A 16,315-nucleotide genomic window follows, 5' to 3' on the forward strand; every position below is an offset into this window, starting at 1 on the left:
GCGCCATGTTAAAGAATGTTGATTTTTCCCTGCCGCCTCTTCCGCGGCGCGCCAGCAATGCGGAAGAAAATGTGCTGCCGCTGATCAATGTGGTGTTTCTGCTGTTGATCTTTTTTATGGTGAGTGGCTCCCTGATTCAGGAACCGCCTTTCCAGCTCACGCCGCCCACGACGCACCATGCGGACGCGCAGGATGCCAAGCCCGAATACCTTGCGATCGGGGCTGATGGTCGGCTCGCATGGACGGGAGAGGCGATCGATACCGATCAACTGGCCGGGCGACTCAAGCAGCGGCCCGAGCCAGAAGCGCCTTTGCAGGTAAGAGCCGACCGCCGTCTCGATGCCAGAGAGCTGACGCAGCTATTGGCCGAGCTCCGCGCCGGCGGCGTCGCCCAGATTCAACTGTTGACTGAAAACCAATGATTCGAGAACCCCGACCCGCGCACTGGTTACTGGCCTTCACACTCGCCGCCGCCGTGCACACAGTGGCCATGGTGCGCACCCAGTCCGATGAAGAAGTGGTCCACCGGGCGGAAGATCCCGGTGCCCAGTCCATCACCATCGCCCTGGCGCCGCCCCCGAAAGCGGCCGAGCCCGAACCCGAGCCCGAACCGGAGCCTGAGCCCACGCCCGAGCCGGAGCCCGAACCTCTGGAGTCGGAAGTGAAAACGCCTGAGCCCGAAGAGGAGGAGCCGGAGCCCGAACCTGAGTCTGAACCCGAACCTGAACCCGAGCCTGAGCCGGAACCACAACCGGAACCGGCGGAAACTGAAACCCGGGCCGAAGTGGCAGAACAGAGCAGCGACCGGGATGCGAAACAGACCGCCGACCGCGAGCAGGCGGGGGCGACCGGCGGCATTCAGGATGCACCGCCGGATTACCGCACCGAGGTCAGCGCCTGGCTGGAGCGACACAAGGAGTACCCCATGAGCGCCCGGCGCAAAGCCGAACAGGGCATGGCCATGGTGTCCTTTACCTTCGACCGGGACGGCAACATCCTGGACTACAAACTGATGCGTCCCACCGGCCACGACAGCCTGGATCGGGCCGTGGAAGAAATGCTGGAAAGAGCCGACCCGCTACCCAAAATGCCCGAGGACCTCGCCCAGAGTCGCATGACCTGGACGCTGCCGGTGTACTTCCGACTGAATTGATCCCCAGACCCAATACGGAAACAAACGAATCCACTTCACAAGGTGAACCATGACGCTTGCACAGATGACTGACGCTTTTGCCCGTCCACACCGCGCTCCCCGAAAGCTACTGACCGGTATGCTCAGCGCACTCCTGTTGATCGGCTGCAGCGAATCCGATCCGGACCAGGGGCAGAAAGCCGCCAGCGCCGATGTGGATCGGCAGACGGCCTTCCGGGTGCGCTCGGATTTCGAGGCGCCTCTGAATGACGATGCCGGCTGGGCAAGCGACACCAACGAGTCGGCGACGGTTCTGGCTGACGAACCCTTCCGGATTAGGTTTGAAGTGGAAGCCGCTCAAGTGGAAGGCAACCAGGCGCAAGACACCGGCCGCCGCTACCAACTTGAAGTGCGCAGGAACAACGGTATCTGGGAACCCCTGGGCGCAGAGAACTTTCCGCAACCGGCAAAAGAGCATGAGCTCAATTTCGAAACCCGCCCCGACGGATCGATGGACGAATTCTGGCAGGTCGTCAGTGGTGATCTCTCTTCGATCACCTGGCAGAAAGCCGGTGGCGGCCATCTTCAACTTCAGGCCCGGGGTGAACCTCTGCTGGCGCTGGGTCGCTACGAAACCCACTGGCAGCCATTGGAATTCGCGGTTGATCTGCGTCTGCCGGAATCGGACACCAGTGCCGGCGTAGTGTTTGGCTACGAGAATGCCGAAAATTATCTGCGCGTGGACCTTCAGGTAGGCGAGGCCGTGCAGATCGTTCGCGTCAGTGATGGTCGCGAATCGATCGTCGTTACCCACCCGTTTGATGTAAAGCAGGGTCAGTGGTTCGAGCTGAAACTGATCATGGAAGGACAGGAGCTGATCGTAGAATACGATGATGAGGCGTTGGTACTGACCGAAGATCTCAAACAGCTGATTCCCGCCTCCGTGGTCGGGCTTCACGTGCCCAAGGGCCACCAGCTCGACGTACAAGCACTGGTGGAGGAGGGCACACCTCGCTCTCCGCGTACCAGCATCATGGCCAGCGCCTCCTTTGAGCATGGCGCCCCAACGGAAGATCTGTTGGCTCTATCCGAACAACCTTTCACCGGCGGAGCCGGAATCAGTTTCGTGGATACAACGCCGGCGTGGTCCGCCGACCGCGGTCACAGCGAGTGGGAGTTTCCCGTCGTGATTCGCCGCTTTTCGGATGAAGCCGCGCTCAACGAAGCCGGTGACCATTTTGAGTACCGGCTGGTGGATGAGGGCGGCACGCCTCTGGCCTCCGATGCCCCGGCGTCCGTGACGCTGGACGTGGCCGAAGGACACCTGGGAGGTGTTTTCGTGGAAACCCCCATGCGCGTCGGACCCTGGCAAGCCAGCAACGGTGATCTCTATTTCCTGATGGAGCCGGCCGAAACCTGGAACGCCCTGATGACCGTCAAGTCCCCGGACGGCGGCAAAAGCTGGGAAGAGGTGGACGGCGAGCATCGCCCCAAAACCGGCGATCTGGAAGGCTTCGCCTCGGTACTGGTGGATGACAGGATTCATATGCTGCATCAGACTTCAAACGATGTCTGGTATCACGTGTTTCGCACCTCCGATCATCCAGGGCAACCCGATACCTGGGCCATTCAGGACGAGCGCCTGGCCTCTCCGGTAGAGCCGCCGACTCAGGTCGCGGACCTCGCCGTCCGTTCCGATGGCAGCATCGTAGCCGTTTACGGTGGCCCGGAGAAAATTCACACCCGGGTGCGTTCGCCCGAAGGCGAGTGGAGCGACGAGACGGTGGTCGACGCCGATGTGGGTCCCAACCTGTCGGGCCCTACTCTGGTGAGAGGCAAAGACGATGTGGTTCACCTGGCCTACACGGGGGATGACGGCAGCGCTTGGTATCGTCGCCTTCTGCCCAACGGTGACATGACCGAGCGGGAAAAATTCGCGTCGAACCTGGCTACCGACAGCGTAGATATCGGTTCGATTCTGCCTCTGGTCTATCGGCCCGAAACGGACACAGTGAGTCTGATTTACCGCTCCGCCTCCGGCCGGCTGCTGGAACGTCGGGTGACAGCGGAGGGAGCCTGGTCCGACCCTGTCCAGGCGTCGGACCGCCCGGTCGCACAGAATGCGGTGGACTCCGACCAGACCGGAGCCGATGCCATTGCCTATGGCAACAGTATTCAGGTCCTGTTTATTGAGCAGGACACCGGCCGCCTGTTCCACGCGGCGCGCCAAGACGGGGGTGACTGGAGCGAAGCCCGACTGCTGGTGGCCGACGAACAGGTACAGTGGGTGCGCGGCGCGTTGATGAAGGAGAAGGACGGAGAAGCAGCCTACGGTTATGTCTACGACGGCGGCGCCGACGGTGGCTCGGGCATGAATCAGTACGGAGAAATTCCCCTGTCGAAGTGACCGCGACCGGAGCGTCAGTGGGCGTAACCGAATACCGAGATAAAGTGGAACATCGTTCCGGCCAGGACGAACAGGTGCCACACAAAGTGGGCAAACTTCACTCTCTTGTCCAGCACAAAAAACACCACGCCCAGGGAGTAGGCGGCGCCGCCGGCCGAGAGCCAGGCGATGCCGGCGCTGGGCACCTCCCGGGAGAGCGGGTGTAGCGCCACCAGCACCAGCCAGCCCATCAAAAGGTAAAGGCTGGTCGACACCGCTGGGTGACGCAGTTTTCTCAACGCCTTCAGCAAAATGCCCAGGGCCGCCAGCCCCCAGATGACCCCGAACAGGGTCCAGCCCCAGGTGCCGCTGAGCGCGCCCAGCGTAAAGGGGGTGTAAGTACCCGCTATCAGCAGGTAGATGGCCGAGTGGTCAATGATTTTGCACACCCGTTTGGCCCGCCCCGGAGGAAGGGTGTGGTACACGGAGGAAGACAGGTACAGGGCGATCATGGTGGCACAGAAAATACTCACACCCACCACAAAAGCGGGGTCGCCCAAGCGCACGGCGCGCTGGATCATGAACGGTGTGGCACCAACGGCCGCTATCAGACCGACGAGGTGGCTGACGGTGTTGGCCGTCTCCTCTCCCGTGGTCTGAATTCGATCCTTAAAAGTGGCATTTTCACCCATGAAAACTCCGTTGTTGGCCGTCGCGGGGGCGAGGCCTTTTGGCATGGAAAGTGGTCGAGAACCACTCTACAATAGCGTTCCGGTCAAATAAACAAGAAGATGGCCCGTTTCCGGGCCGAGCCAAAGAGACAAACATAATTATGAAGCAGCGAGAGAACACCTTCGGTCGTTTATGGATACCCCTGAGTCTGGCCCCGGCACTGGTATTGGCCCTTGCCGCCTGTGCGCCAGAGGACAACAGCGATACCAATCAGGCCGACCCGGGCCAGAGCTCGGCAGAAGCGCGTAGTGGTGCCAGCGACAGGGCCGTAGCCCCCCTCAGTGACGAAGACTCCGAAATCATCCGGCTTGAACAGGACGAGCAGGCGTCGCTCAGCCAAAGAGTGAAAAGCCAGGTCAACCTGGTCCCGGCCGAGGGCCTGACCGTTGATCTGTGGGCACCCGAAAAGTTGCTGGGCGATCCGGTCGCCATCAGCGTCGACTTTCAGGGCCGGGTCTGGGCGGCGGTGACCAACCGTAGCAACAACTCGGAATTCGATATTCGCGGCTATTCCCGGTGGACGCCCCAAGTGACCGCTTTCAAAACACCGGAAGACCGCCGCGATTTTCTCAGGACCGAATTGGCGCCGGAGCGCAGTGAGCAGAATGAGTGGCTCGAGGATCGCAACGGGGACGGCTCGCGCGATTGGCGCGATCTGGCCGTGGTGAAAGAAGAAGTCGTGTTGCTGGAAGATACCGATGGGAATGGCCGTGCCGACCAGAGCCAGTTGTTTCTGAAGGATTTCAACAGCGAAATTACCGATGTGCTCGGCGGCATCTATTACCACAACGAACTGGAAGAGTTGTTTGTCGCGGTCGCGCCCAACGCCTGGCGCGTGGCCGATACCGATGGCGACTCGCGCGCCGATACAAAAACCCCGATTTCCGACGGCTTCGGGGTACACATCGGGTTCAGTGGACACGGCATGTCCGGCGTCGAGCTGGGGCCGGATGGTCGCATCTACTATTCCATTGGCGATGTAGGCGGCCACATTACCGATCTGGAAGGCAATGAGCACGCCTATCCCAATCAGGGCGTCATTGTGCGCAGTGAACCCGATGGCAGCAATTTTGAAGTCTTTGCGCGGGGCCTGCGCAACACCCACGAATTTGACTTCGACCAGTACGGCAACCTGGTCACTGTGGACAACGATGGTGATCATGACGGCGAGTACGAGCGGGTGGTATATCTCATCGATGGCTCCGATAGTGGCTGGCGCTATAACTGGCAGCTCGGCAAATACACTGACCCGAAGAACAACGACTACAAGGTCTGGATGGACGAGGACTATTTCACGCCCCGGTTCGAGGACCAGTCCGCCCACATCCTGCCCCCCATTGCTCCTTACCATGCCGGCCCCACCGGCATGGTCTACAACCCCGGCACGGCCCTGAGCGAGCGCTGGCAGAACCACTTTTTTGTGGTGGAGTTCGTCGGCTCGGCGGCCCGCTCGGGGATCAATGCGTTTACCCTGGAGCCCAAAGGCGCCTCTTTTGAGTTGGCGAGCGATCAGAATGTGTTTCGCGGCGTTCAGGCTACGGGCCTGGATTTTGGCCCGGAAGGTGCGCTTTACATGAGCGACTGGATTGAGGGCTGGGGCACCAACGGCGAAGGCCGTATCTGGACGATGGATGTGACCGATGGCGCGGATCAGGCACTCAGAGCCGATACTCAGGAATTGCTGCAAGCCGATTTCGAAGCGCTCGATGTCGACGCACTGACCGAACACTTGTCCCACGCCGACCGACGCGTCCGTCAGCGGGCCCAGTTCGCCCTGGTAAGGCGGGACGCGCACTCGGTGCTGCTGGATGTGGCCGAAAACAGCGATCATCAACTGGCGCGGATTCATGCCATCTGGGGCCTGGGCCAGCTGTCGCGCCAGAAGTCCTCGCAGGCGCTGGTTCTTGTTCCTTTGCTGGATGCCGGCCTGCTGGACGATGAGGATCCCGAAATTCGTGCCCAGTCGGCCAGAATTTTTGGGGATGTCGCCTTCGCCGAGGCGCGCGAGAGCCTCCTGCCTCTACTGGAGGATGAGAGCCTGCGCGTGCAGTTGTTTGCGGCTCAGGCCCTGGGCCGGATCGGCAATGCGGAGGATCAACCCGCGATCATCGCCATGCTCGAAGCCAACAACGACGAGGACGTCTATCTTCGCCACGCCGGCGCCACAGCCCTGGCGCGCATCGACGATGCGGCCGCCCTGGCCGAACTGGATGAGCATGACTCCCGGGCCGTGCGCATCGCGGCTGTGGTGGCCCTGGCGCGCCTGCAGAGCCCGGCGCTTGAGCGCTTCCTGGATGATGACAGTGAGTTCATCGTGACCAACGCGGCGCGCGGTATCAGTGACGATCACTTTGTCGAGGAAGCGTTTCCCGCGCTGGCGCAGATGTTGGGCAGCACCGGGTTTGATAACGAGCCGCTGCTGCGCCGCCTGATCAATGCCAACCTCTATGTCGGTGGCGATGCCTCGGCCGAGCGGCTGCTCCAGTTTGTGCTGGGCTCCGAGGCGAAGGGCCCGCTCAGGGCGGAAGCATTGAATACGCTCTCGGTATGGACGGACTCGTCTGAATTTGACCGCGTGACCGGTCGCCACCGGGGCGCGGTGAGTCATCCGGCCGAGCAGGTCACCGGTCGTCTCGATGCCAATGCCGACGCCCTCCTGGCGGACGACAGCGCCGAGGTGCGGGCGGCGGCGGTCAAGGCCTTCGCCTACCTGGACATGCAATCGAGCATGGAATCGCTGGTAACAACCCTGGAGCGGGATGCCAGTGCGCAGGTCAGAGCGGCGGCGCTGCAGGCGCTGTATGAGCTCGACTACGAAAACATGAGTCGGGCGGCAATGACCGCCACCAATGACGCCGACTCCGATGTCAGGCTGGCGGCTCTGGCGCTCCTGCCCGAGCTGGAACTGCCCACCAAAGAGGTGGTGGAAATGCACCGGGTACTGCTGGAAAAAGGAACGGTAGACGAGCAGCAGGCTGCTTACCGCTCACTCGCCAATGTCGATCATGCCAGCGCCCATGAACTGCTGGGAGAGTCGCTCGAAGCACTGCGAGCCGGCGAATTGCCTGCCGAAGTGCAGTTGGATGTGATCGAGGCGGTACAGGCCACTGACAATGAACGTCTACAGGAGGCACTGGCCGCTTACGAGGCGGACAAGGCCTCTGGTCAGCCTCTGGAGAAGTACCGCGAAGCGCTGCGCGGTGGCGATCCCGAAGCCGGTATGCGGCTGTTCCGCTACGACAGCACTGCTCAGTGCATTCGCTGCCATATGGTCGGAAAGCGCGGCGCCCGAGTGGGCCCGGACCTGACCAACATCGGCGACGAACTGGATGGAACGCAGCTGCTTGAGGCACTCGTGGATCCGGGCGCGCGCATTCCCGCCGGTCACGGCCGGATCACCGTGACCCTGGAGGGGGGCGAAACGGTCAGTGGATTCTTTGAAAAGGAAACGCAGGACTCGCTCACCATTGTCGCTGATGATCAGCCGGTAGAGGTGGCCAAGGCCGAGGTGGTCAAGCGTGAGTACTCAGGCTCGGGTATGCCGCCAATGGGGGCCATGCTCAACCGCAAGCAGCTGCGCGACATTGTGGCCTACCTCGCCACCCTGCCGACCGAAGAGGAGTCCGAAGGGCACTGATTGTCAGGCTGGCCGTTACCCTGCGCGTGAAAATCCAAACAACTCCGCCAGGGGATGCGGCCGGCCTTCGATATTCGCTCTCAGCAACCCCGCGCCCAGCATACTGTAGCTGATGCCGTTACCGCCGTACGCCAGGGCGAACTGCACGCGCGGGCCATATTGCGGGTGTGGGCCAAAAAAGGGTAGTCCGTCCCTGGTTTCAGCAAAGGTCCCGCCCCAGGAAAACGCCGGGCGCAGCGGCAGGTCGGGGAAAAGTTTTTTGACCTTACGGCACAGGCCTTTCGCCTTGCTTCCAACCCGTTTATCCCGGCGCGCGGGAATGTCTACGTCGTCGTCATCGCCTCCCACCAGCAGTCGGCCATTTCCTGTGGTACGCATATAAAGATAAGGCCTGGCGGACTCCCATACCATGGTCGACGCCAGCTTACCCAGGTCCGATTTCTCCAGGGGGTCGGTAATAAACGCGTAGCTACTCCGGTTTGTTGCCACCGGCTGTCTTAACCACCGCTGTGACGCGTAGCCCGCGGCCATTACCACCTGTTGTGTTTTTATCCGGAAGCCTTCTTGCGTGCACAGGGTGACGTCCTGATCAGAGGGTTCTATGGTATGAATAACCGTGCGGTCGAACACCCGGCCGCCGCGCTCCGCCAGCCGAAGTAGCAGCTTGGAGGCCATCCGGTAGGGGTCAATGCGTGCTGCCAGCTTGGTCAGAATCCCGCATGGAGCTTTGATCCCGAACTGCTCCTGCAGGTGGTCGGAGTCGAGCCACTGCGCGTCAAATTCGTGTTTGATGCGCAGCTGGTACTCCTCGCGCAGTGTGGCCTCATCGGTGGGCGCGCTGGCATAGTAAAGGCTCTCCTGCATATCGAAATCCACATCACCCACCTCCTGGGAAAGATCCCGCAGATCCGTAATCGCCTCTGCACAGGATCGGTAGGCCAGCACCGCGTTGGCTTCACCATACATACTGGCCAGGTCGACCATGTGCGTGTCAATCTCGTACTGCAATAACGCAGTGCTTGCGGCAGAGCTGCCCCAGCCTATGTCTCGTTGCTCGACGACCACGACCTCAAGGCCGTTCTTGCCCAGCTCGTCGGCAATCAGCGCGCCGGTAATGCCTCCACCCACCACAACCACATCACAGTCTATATCCGCTTTGAGTTGGGGGAACTCACACATAAGTCCGTTCTTTATGGCCCAGAAGGGATAACCGCTTTTCAGGTCCATGTTCTGGGTTACGCGCCGCGACGCAACGGATGGCGGTGTTGCCCCAGCGCGGCAATAAACTCCGCTCCGATCGCGTCCACCTCCTTACTCTCGGCCAGGAAAACGCCATCGGCTGAACTCTCCACTCCCGCCGCATCAAGCAGCTGGCTTGATGCCCCCATGGCCAGAATCGTTTTGCCATGATTGTACTGGTTGACGATGAACTCGTTGGTCTGTTTTTGAGCGGCCAGCGCTGCCACACCCGTATCGCCGTCCGGCAATATCAGGCCATCGAACAACACGTCGGGTGAATTCTCCAGGGTCGCCTTGGCTTCCAGCGGCTCCTTTTTCCCCGGCGCTTTGGCTGACCCTTTACCCAATGTGACCGTCCCCAGCTGTGGGCCGAGTAGCACCGGTATCGCCCCGGACTCTGTCAGGAGGGTTTTCAGGCGGGTGATGGCGCCGCCGTCAATTCCATCGGCGAGCAAAATCGCCACCTTCCGTGTACGGATGCCGCCATCGCCCGGTCGTGCCGTGAGCGACAGGGCCGGTGAGCGGGTGACTTCGGGTTTCACCTTCTTGCTGAGCGCTTTGGGCATGGCTTTGGGGACTGCGAGCCCCAGGCCTTTAGCCACCTCTGTTGCCAATTCCTTCGATACGTTTACCAGGGAGGACAACATACGCTCGCGAATGGCAGGGACGGTCACTTTTGATAACTCGAACCGGAAGCCGCCCACAAGGTGTTCCTTCTCCCACTCCGTCTGGCTCTCCCAGAAGAGGGTGGCCTGGGTATAGTGATCGGCGAACTTCTCCGGTTTGCCCCGCACCTTGTCGTCGCTGATGCGCTCGGGAAAGGACATGAAGCCCATCTCTCCGGTCTGGAAGGGACAGCCCCCGCCAAGCGAGTTGGGCTCGTACGCGACCGGCCCCCGATGCACGGCCTGGCGGTGCATGCCGTCGCGCTGGTTGTTGTGAACCGGCGCAATGGGTGAGTTGATGGGGATCTCATGGAAATTGGGTCCGCCCAGGCGAGATATCTGAGTATCCACATAAGAGTGGATTCGCCCGGCCAGCAACGGATCGTTGGTGAAATCGATGCCCGGGACCACATGGGCGGTGCAGAATGCCACCTGCTCGGTTTCGGCAAAAAAGTTGTCCGGGTTGCGATTGAGCACCATCCGGCCCACCGGGCGAACCGGCACCAGCTCTTCCGGCACAATCTTGGTGGCATCGAGCACATCAAAACTGAAAGCGTCGGCCTCCTCTTCGGTGAAGATCTGCAGTCCCAGCTCCCATTCGGGATACTCTCCAGCCTCAATCGCATCCCAGAGGTCGCGCCGGTGAAAATCGTTGTCGGCGCCCTGAATCTTGGTCGCCTCCTCCCATACCAGAGAATGGGTCCCCAGCTTGGGGGTCCAATGAAACTTCACAAAATGCGAGCTCCCCTGGGCGTTGACGAGTCGGAAGGTATGCACACCAAAGCCCTGCATCATCCGATAACTGCGAGGAATGCCGCGGTCTGACATGGTCCACATCAGAGTGTGCGTGGATTCGGGCATCAGCGAGACAAAGTCCCAGAAGGTATTGTGCGCCGAGCCGGCCTGGGGCATACCGTGGTGTGGCTCGGGTTTGACGGCGTGAACAAGATCGGGAAACTTCATCGCGTCCTGGATAAAGAACACCGGGATATTGTTGCCTACCAGGTCCCAGTTGCCCTCATCGGTATAGAACTTGACGGCGAAGCCGCGAATGTCCCGTGCGGTATCCACCGAGCCACGCTCGCCGGCCACGGTAGAGAAGCGTGTGAATACCGGTGTGACTTTTCCCTTTTCAGAGAAGGGTGCCGCGCGGGTCAATTCACTCAGGTCTTCATAGGCCTCAAAAAAACCGTGCGCTGCCGAGCCGCGCGCATGGACAATTCGCTCCGGTATACGTTCATGATCGAAGTGAGTGATTTTCTCGCGCAAGATAAAATCTTCCAGGAGCGCGGGCCCGCGCAGACCGGCCTTCAGGGAGTTCTGGTTATCGGCGACGGGCACCCCCTGATTGGTGGTCATCCGCTGCCCACTGGGGTCGGACCGCACCCGGTCGAGAGTACCAATGGTCGCATTGTTACCTGGATCGGCGGCGCCCCCGGTTTTGTCGGAAGCATTGGTCTCATTGATAGTGCTCGCGGTGGCCGCCGTGGTCGGCGGCTCGGCGGTCACTCCCTGGGGGGGTGATAGCGCGTTATCATGGCCATGTTCCAGAGCTTTGTTGGCGTTGTACGTGATCTTTTCCACCAGCGCGTTGGTATCTTCAGCTTGTGTGTCCGGAGTGACTTTTCGGTTTTTCATGGATTGGTTCCCTGTTGAGCGTTAATAGAAGCGGCTTCAGTCACTCAGCGCGCCGGCGCTGGGGTGACGGTTCTTCGTTATTGAGGGATCTGTCGAAAAAACACATCCGGTTTGAGCCGGATTTCTTGGCTTGATACATGGCCTGATCGGCAGCCACCAGAAGGGCGGAAGGCGAGTTCGCGTCTTTGGGGTAGCTCGCGATTCCAACACTGACGGAAATCTGGACGGGCTGATGCGGGAGAGGAAAAGGCCGCTCGAGGGCGCCGATAATAGCTTGCGCTACCAGCTCAAGATCCTCACGGTGCTTGGCGCCGGCGACAATTACAGTAAACTCATCGCCGCCCAGTCGGGCCACGGTATCCTCCTCTCGAACACAGTCGGTCAGGCGCTTTGCCGCATCGGTAAGTAACTGATCTCCCGCTTCGTGGCCGAGTGAATCATTGACGATCTTGAAGCCATCAAGATCCATATAAAGTACTGAAAGCGGCAGGTTGCTGCGGTTGGCGTGTTTCACCTCCTGCTCAAGACGATCCAGGAAGAGCCTTCGATTCGGTAAACCCGTCAGGAAATCGTGGTGGGCGTTGTGCCATATTTTTTCTTCGGCAAGAGCTTGTTGGGTCACATCCCGGGATATGCACACCGTTGCTTCGGCATTCTGGTTTTCATCCAACACGGGGGCAAGAAGGTAGTCGAACCGTTCACCTTCGCCAGAAGAAAAGGTGTGCACGAATCGGCCGCGGTGGGTGGATTGCTCAGCAATGACCTTGTCGAGGTTCCGCTGAAAGTCCGCCGCGAAGGGGAAGCCCAGATCAAAGGTGGATTTTCCGATTATTTCCTCGGGCTCCAGAGCAAAAAGCTCGGCCGTGGCCTTGTTGACATACACAAACCGGCCTTTGAGATCGAGCACATAAATCGGGTCGGGCGAGGCGACCAGAATGGCGCCAAACAGACGGGTTTCCATCTCTTTCACGGAGGCATACTTCTCGAGTGATTCGGCCACCGCCTGGTCGATCGCCTCGTGGAACCGGGTCAGGTCTTCCAGCTGTTCCCCGGACAGTGCCGGGTGGGTCTGACGCCAGTGTGACACCACGCTGGCCCGCAGAGCCCGAAACTCGGAGACGGTTTCCACGATGCTGAAGCCGCTGCTCTGTCGGTCGCCTCCGTGCACCTCCGCCCAGGTCTCGACGCCACTCTTTGGCTCCTCGCCTTTCGGCTTGGCGGTCTGTTTGGCGTCACTCTGGTTTGAATCGAGATCGTCAGCAATCTCCATAAGCATGACCCTGGCGTGGTCGCGCAGCCCGGTCTTGTCCATATGCTCGCCGTGGAAGAGGGTATGGGCAAAATCTTCCCAATCCTGGAGAATCGGCTCGATCTTCTCACGAATATAGTCAGCTAACCTCAAATTCATTGGCATTTCCCTGGTTCTTAGGAGCACAAAGGTTCAGGCGAGGCGGAGGCCTCGCAAGAGGGTTCATGGCTTCCATTCTTCAACCCGAGAGCGTTCCCAGTCGGTACGCTAGCGAACGGACGGGCGTTACTTTCATTTCATACCATGACTGGAGTACCTGACCACAAAGGAGCACGCATCGAGGCTCGGTGTATTTACGGCCGTTTTGGCTCACTGTTACGGCTCACCCTATGCCCAGTATTTCGAACAGCACAACGGCGATCGTCTGCCGTCTTCTCCTGGCCGTCTTGTCTTCAGTCCTGGTCTTCGCCACCCTTATTGCGCAGCTTCCCGGCAACGCCTGGTGGATTCGTATCTTTGATTTTCCTCGCATCCAGATCGCTGTGTTGATTGTGGTGACACTGGCAGGCTACGGCTGGCTATACTTCCAGTCCGGTCTGAGGCTCTCGGGTTACATGCTGGCGGGGGCACTGGCTCTGGCGCTGGGCTTGCAGTTGTATTTCATCGCACCCTACACACCGCTGTACCCCACGCAGATGCAGGAAAGCCTCGCAGAGAATGACGACAACCGTGTCTCGCTGCTTATCTTCAATGTGCTGCATGACAACCGGGAAGTGGAGGCATTGCGCCGTCTCATCCGCAGTACCAACCCCGATGTCATTCTGTTGAGTGAGCCGACGCATTGGTGGCTGGAGCAGCTCGAGGGCCTGGAAGCGGACTATCCGCACACTCTGTTCGCACCGCAGGAGAACAAATACGGAATGCTGCTCTATTCCCGGTTCGAACTGATAGATCCCGAGATCCGCTTCCTGGTACAGTCGAAGATTCCCTCGTTTCGGGTCAAGCTTCAATTGCGGTCCGGGCAGGAGATAACTCTCTATGGGGTGCATCCCCGGCCGCCAGGCCTTAAGCGTGAAGCCTCGGAGGCGGGGAGCACTAACCCGCAAAACGCCAGTCATGGGGACGATGAAAATGAGAAAACGCAAGCGGGGGAGCGCGAGGATTCAGATGTACGCGATGCTGAGCTACAGCTGGTTGCGAAGGAGGTGGCGAAGAATACAAATAAGCCGGTCATAGTGGGGGGCGATTTCAACGACGTTGCCTGGTCGCACAGCACGGGTCTCTTTCAGCGGATTGGGGGATTTATCGACCCGCGCATAGGCCGCGGTCTTTACAACTCGTTCAATGCGAAAAATCCGATCATGCGCTACCCGCTGGATCATGTATTTGCATCCGGGCACTTTCGCTTTGTCGAGTTGCGCCGACTGCCGGCCATCGGCTCGGATCACTTCCCCATGCTCGTGGTTCTCGATTTTGATCCCAGTGCTCTGGTGCAGAGCGAAGAGCTTGAACGCGATGCGGGAGATGAGGAGGAGTCGGAAGAAGCCATTGAAGAGGGGACGGACAAGGGGTGAGTCCGCCCCGCTTTCTCTAGCGTAAACCCAGGAAGGAAAGAACGATCAGAACAATCACAATAAGACCGACGATATAAACGATATTTCTCATGGTGCATTCTCCTTCACAGAGTTCAAAAATTTATTTGCGCCACTGTCCATGAGGCGCTTTATGTAACTCCCTGTTTAGGCCAGTCCTTCGCCTCATTAAGATCCATACTGGACTATCGGTGACCCCCGGTCTGTACGGTGGCGCACTCAATGTTGTTTAACAGCCGTCTTTTCGAGGTGGGCGCAGGATGACCCGGCTAATGGTATTATGTGCACTTTTTTGGTGCGTGAGGCCAAATTGGTGTCTGAACGATCTATCCCGCGAGCTATCTGGCGTGAAATTCGCGCCTATCTCGGCATTGAACGCAATACCACCCGCCACAGTGAGAAGGTGCTCTCCGCACTGGGAGCCTTCGCCGGTATCCTCGCGGTGTATGGCTTTTCCCACTGGTACCTGGAAGATGTCGGTGCCTTATTGATGCTCGCCTCCATGGGCGCTTCGGCGGTACTGCTGTTCGCCGTACCTCACGGCGCCCTGTCGCAGCCCTGGGCGGTCATTGGGGGGCATCTGGTGTCCGCTGCCGTCGGGGTCAGCTGCCAGAAGCTGTTTCCCGGCTCCCTCTGGACGCCGGCCCTGGCTGTGGGGCTGTCGGTGGCGGCCATGCATTATCTGCGCTGCATCCACCCTCCCGGGGGCGCCACGGCGCTGGTGGCGGTCATCGGCGGCGCCAGTGTGCATTCCGCCGGTTACCACTACATGATCACGCCAGTGGCCCTGAATGCGGTCACGCTTGTGGCCATGGCAATCGTATTCAACAGCTGTTTTGCCTGGCGCCGCTACCCGGCCCACTGGAGCCGTCGTCAGGATCGCCAGAAGCATGGGCCACCCAGAGCGGGTTCCATTACCTTGAGTCAGGAAGATCTGGCGGCCGCCATGACACAGCTGAACTCCTATGTGGATATCACCACCGAAGAGCTGGTGGAGCTGACACAACTGGCGCGCGAGCACGCCGAGCAACAGATTGAGCATCCACAGCGAATCGAAGCCGGTCGTTGCTACAGCAACGGAGAGTTGGGCCATCACTGGTGCGTCAGGCAGGTGATTGACGCCGCTGACGCCGCCGAGCAACACAAGGATCGGGTGATCTATAAAAACGTTGCCGGCTTGAATGCCTATGAGACGGGTATCTGCCAGCGGGAGGAGTTTCGGCAGTGGGCGCGTTTTGAAGTGGTGGAATCTGGCGGTCGCTGGGTTAAGCTGGGAGGCAACTGAACCGCGACCCGGAGGTATGTGAATGCGTTTGGCCATTTTGGATGCTGATATTCTCAGAGAGGCACTGCAGCCGAAGTACCACAGCTACGGCCGCATGTTTGAGGCCCTGTTTGAGCGTCAACAGCCGGATTGGGAGATGACGATCTTTAAAGTCATCGACGGCTACTACCCGCCGAGCATGGATCAGTACGACGCTTTTCTGATGACCGGCAGTCAATACGACGCCTTTTCCGATGAGCCCTGGGTTCGTCGGTTGCGTGAGTATGCGCAAACGCTGTTTCAGGCGGGCAGGCCGATGATCGGCATCTGTTTCGGTCACCAGTTGCTGGCGCACGCGCTGGGCGGAGAGGCCGGCCGTGCGGGCGGCGGCTGGGGCATGGGGGTGATGTCCTATTCGCTGTTGGCGACGCCGTCCTTTGTGGATGATGCGGCGCCGGTCTCGCTGATTGTCAGCCACCGCGATCAGGTGACCCGCCTGCCGCCGGAGGCTGAGCGCCTGCTCAGCAATGATTTCTGCCCGAATGCGGCGTTTTACATTTCCGGCCGGGTGCTGGCCATCCAGGGCCACCCGGAATTCAGTGTGGACTACGCTCGGGCGCTGTTTGAATACCGCAAAGATGAACTGCCGCCGAAGCTGGCCGCCGAGGTCCGGCAGAGCTTTTCGTTGCCTCACCAGGGCGAGCGGGTTGGCCGGTGGATGCGCCGGTTTCTGGAGCAGGCCCTGGCCTGATCAGTGCTCGGCCCTTTTCATTGGTCGGCC

Annotated in this window: 11 protein-coding genes; 7 read left to right on the plus strand and 4 right to left on the minus strand. The window is 60.0% G+C overall.

All coding sequences use genetic code 11. The features are described from left to right. Positions 1 to 5: 5 nt before the first annotated feature. The 3 genes from AAE484_RS06745 (at position 6) to AAE484_RS06755 (ending at position 3,539) form a co-directional block, all read left to right on the plus strand. Positions 6 to 422 carry an ExbD/TolR family protein gene (locus AAE484_RS06745; protein ID WP_341937593.1) on the plus strand — a complete coding sequence of 139 codons (417 nt, stop codon included), beginning with the start codon at positions 6 to 8 and terminating at the stop codon, positions 420 to 422. After that, positions 419 to 1,153, plus strand: coding sequence for an energy transducer TonB (locus AAE484_RS06750; protein WP_341937594.1), 735 nt, complete (start codon positions 419 to 421; stop codon positions 1,151 to 1,153). The genes AAE484_RS06745 and AAE484_RS06750 overlap by 4 nt, the downstream gene beginning before the upstream one ends. Before the next feature lie 64 nt (positions 1,154 to 1,217). Beyond that, entirely contained in the window at positions 1,218 to 3,539 is a 2,322-nt protein-coding gene (locus AAE484_RS06755) for a sialidase family protein (protein WP_341937595.1), read from the plus strand. Positions 3,540 to 3,553: 14 nt separating this feature from the next. On the opposite strand, the gene trhA is transcribed toward AAE484_RS06755, so the two are convergent. Beyond that, entirely contained in the window at positions 3,554 to 4,210 is a 657-nt protein-coding gene (trhA, locus tag AAE484_RS06760) for a PAQR family membrane homeostasis protein TrhA (RefSeq protein WP_341937596.1), read from the minus strand. Between the two features lie 140 nt (positions 4,211 to 4,350). On the opposite strand from trhA, the gene AAE484_RS06765 reads away from it, so the two are divergent. After that, on the plus strand, positions 4,351 to 7,887 hold the full coding sequence (locus AAE484_RS06765) for a DUF7133 domain-containing protein (RefSeq protein WP_341937597.1): 3,537 nt from the start codon (positions 4,351 to 4,353) through the stop codon (positions 7,885 to 7,887). Between the two features lie 15 nt (positions 7,888 to 7,902). Here AAE484_RS06765 and AAE484_RS06770 read toward each other — a convergent pair whose 3' ends face one another. From AAE484_RS06770 to AAE484_RS06780, 3 genes are read right to left on the minus strand one after another with little or no spacing between them, the layout of a single operon-like run. Next, a complete protein-coding gene (locus AAE484_RS06770; protein WP_341937598.1) occupies positions 7,903 to 9,114 on the minus strand; it encodes an NAD(P)/FAD-dependent oxidoreductase in 1,212 nt (403 codons plus the stop codon). Positions 9,115 to 9,122: 8 nt separating this feature from the next. Then, complete coding sequence (locus AAE484_RS06775; protein WP_341937599.1) at positions 9,123 to 11,429, minus strand: catalase; 2,307 nt, start codon at positions 11,427 to 11,429, stop codon at positions 9,123 to 9,125. Between the two features lie 40 nt (positions 11,430 to 11,469). Then, complete coding sequence (locus AAE484_RS06780) at positions 11,470 to 12,837, minus strand: diguanylate cyclase domain-containing protein (RefSeq protein WP_341937600.1); 1,368 nt, start codon at positions 12,835 to 12,837, stop codon at positions 11,470 to 11,472. Positions 12,838 to 13,067: 230 nt separating this feature from the next. Between AAE484_RS06780 and AAE484_RS06785 the strand changes: the two genes are divergently transcribed. The 3 genes from AAE484_RS06785 (at position 13,068) to AAE484_RS06795 (ending at position 16,285) form a co-directional block, all read left to right on the plus strand. After that, positions 13,068 to 14,252, plus strand: coding sequence for an endonuclease/exonuclease/phosphatase family protein (locus tag AAE484_RS06785; protein WP_341937601.1), 1,185 nt, complete (start codon positions 13,068 to 13,070; stop codon positions 14,250 to 14,252). Positions 14,253 to 14,583: 331 nt separating this feature from the next. Then, on the plus strand, positions 14,584 to 15,555 hold the full coding sequence (locus tag AAE484_RS06790) for an HPP family protein (protein ID WP_341937602.1): 972 nt from the start codon (positions 14,584 to 14,586) through the stop codon (positions 15,553 to 15,555). Between the two features lie 22 nt (positions 15,556 to 15,577). Further along, positions 15,578 to 16,285: a glutamine amidotransferase-related protein gene (locus AAE484_RS06795; RefSeq protein WP_341937603.1), complete on the plus strand. Its 708-nt coding sequence runs from the start codon at positions 15,578 to 15,580 to the stop codon at positions 16,283 to 16,285. The last annotated feature ends 30 nt before the right edge of the window (positions 16,286 to 16,315 follow it).

This window comes from Marinimicrobium sp. C2-29 (assembly GCF_038419845.1).
Classification (GTDB): Bacteria; Pseudomonadota; Gammaproteobacteria; order Pseudomonadales; family Cellvibrionaceae; genus Marinimicrobium.

What these genes read in the sequence shown, in the direction of transcription:
- AAE484_RS06745 (WP_341937593.1), top strand. Translation starts at nt 6, where the DNA reads ATGTTAAAGAATGTTGATTTTTCCCTGCCGCCTCTTCCGCGGCGCGCC.
- AAE484_RS06750 (WP_341937594.1), top strand. Translation starts at nt 419, where the DNA reads ATGATTCGAGAACCCCGACCCGCGCACTGGTTACTGGCCTTCACACTC.
- AAE484_RS06755 (WP_341937595.1), top strand. Translation starts at nt 1,218, where the DNA reads ATGACTGACGCTTTTGCCCGTCCACACCGCGCTCCCCGAAAGCTACTG.
- trhA (WP_341937596.1), bottom strand. Translation starts at nt 4,210, where the DNA reads ATGGGTGAAAATGCCACTTTTAAGGATCGAATTCAGACCACGGGAGAG.
- AAE484_RS06765 (WP_341937597.1), top strand. Translation starts at nt 4,351, where the DNA reads ATGAAGCAGCGAGAGAACACCTTCGGTCGTTTATGGATACCCCTGAGT.
- AAE484_RS06770 (WP_341937598.1), bottom strand. Translation starts at nt 9,114, where the DNA reads ATGGACCTGAAAAGCGGTTATCCCTTCTGGGCCATAAAGAACGGACTT.
- AAE484_RS06775 (WP_341937599.1), bottom strand. Translation starts at nt 11,429, where the DNA reads ATGAAAAACCGAAAAGTCACTCCGGACACACAAGCTGAAGATACCAAC.
- AAE484_RS06780 (WP_341937600.1), bottom strand. Translation starts at nt 12,837, where the DNA reads ATGAATTTGAGGTTAGCTGACTATATTCGTGAGAAGATCGAGCCGATT.
- AAE484_RS06785 (WP_341937601.1), top strand. Translation starts at nt 13,068, where the DNA reads ATGCCCAGTATTTCGAACAGCACAACGGCGATCGTCTGCCGTCTTCTC.
- AAE484_RS06795 (WP_341937603.1), top strand. Translation starts at nt 15,578, where the DNA reads ATGCGTTTGGCCATTTTGGATGCTGATATTCTCAGAGAGGCACTGCAG.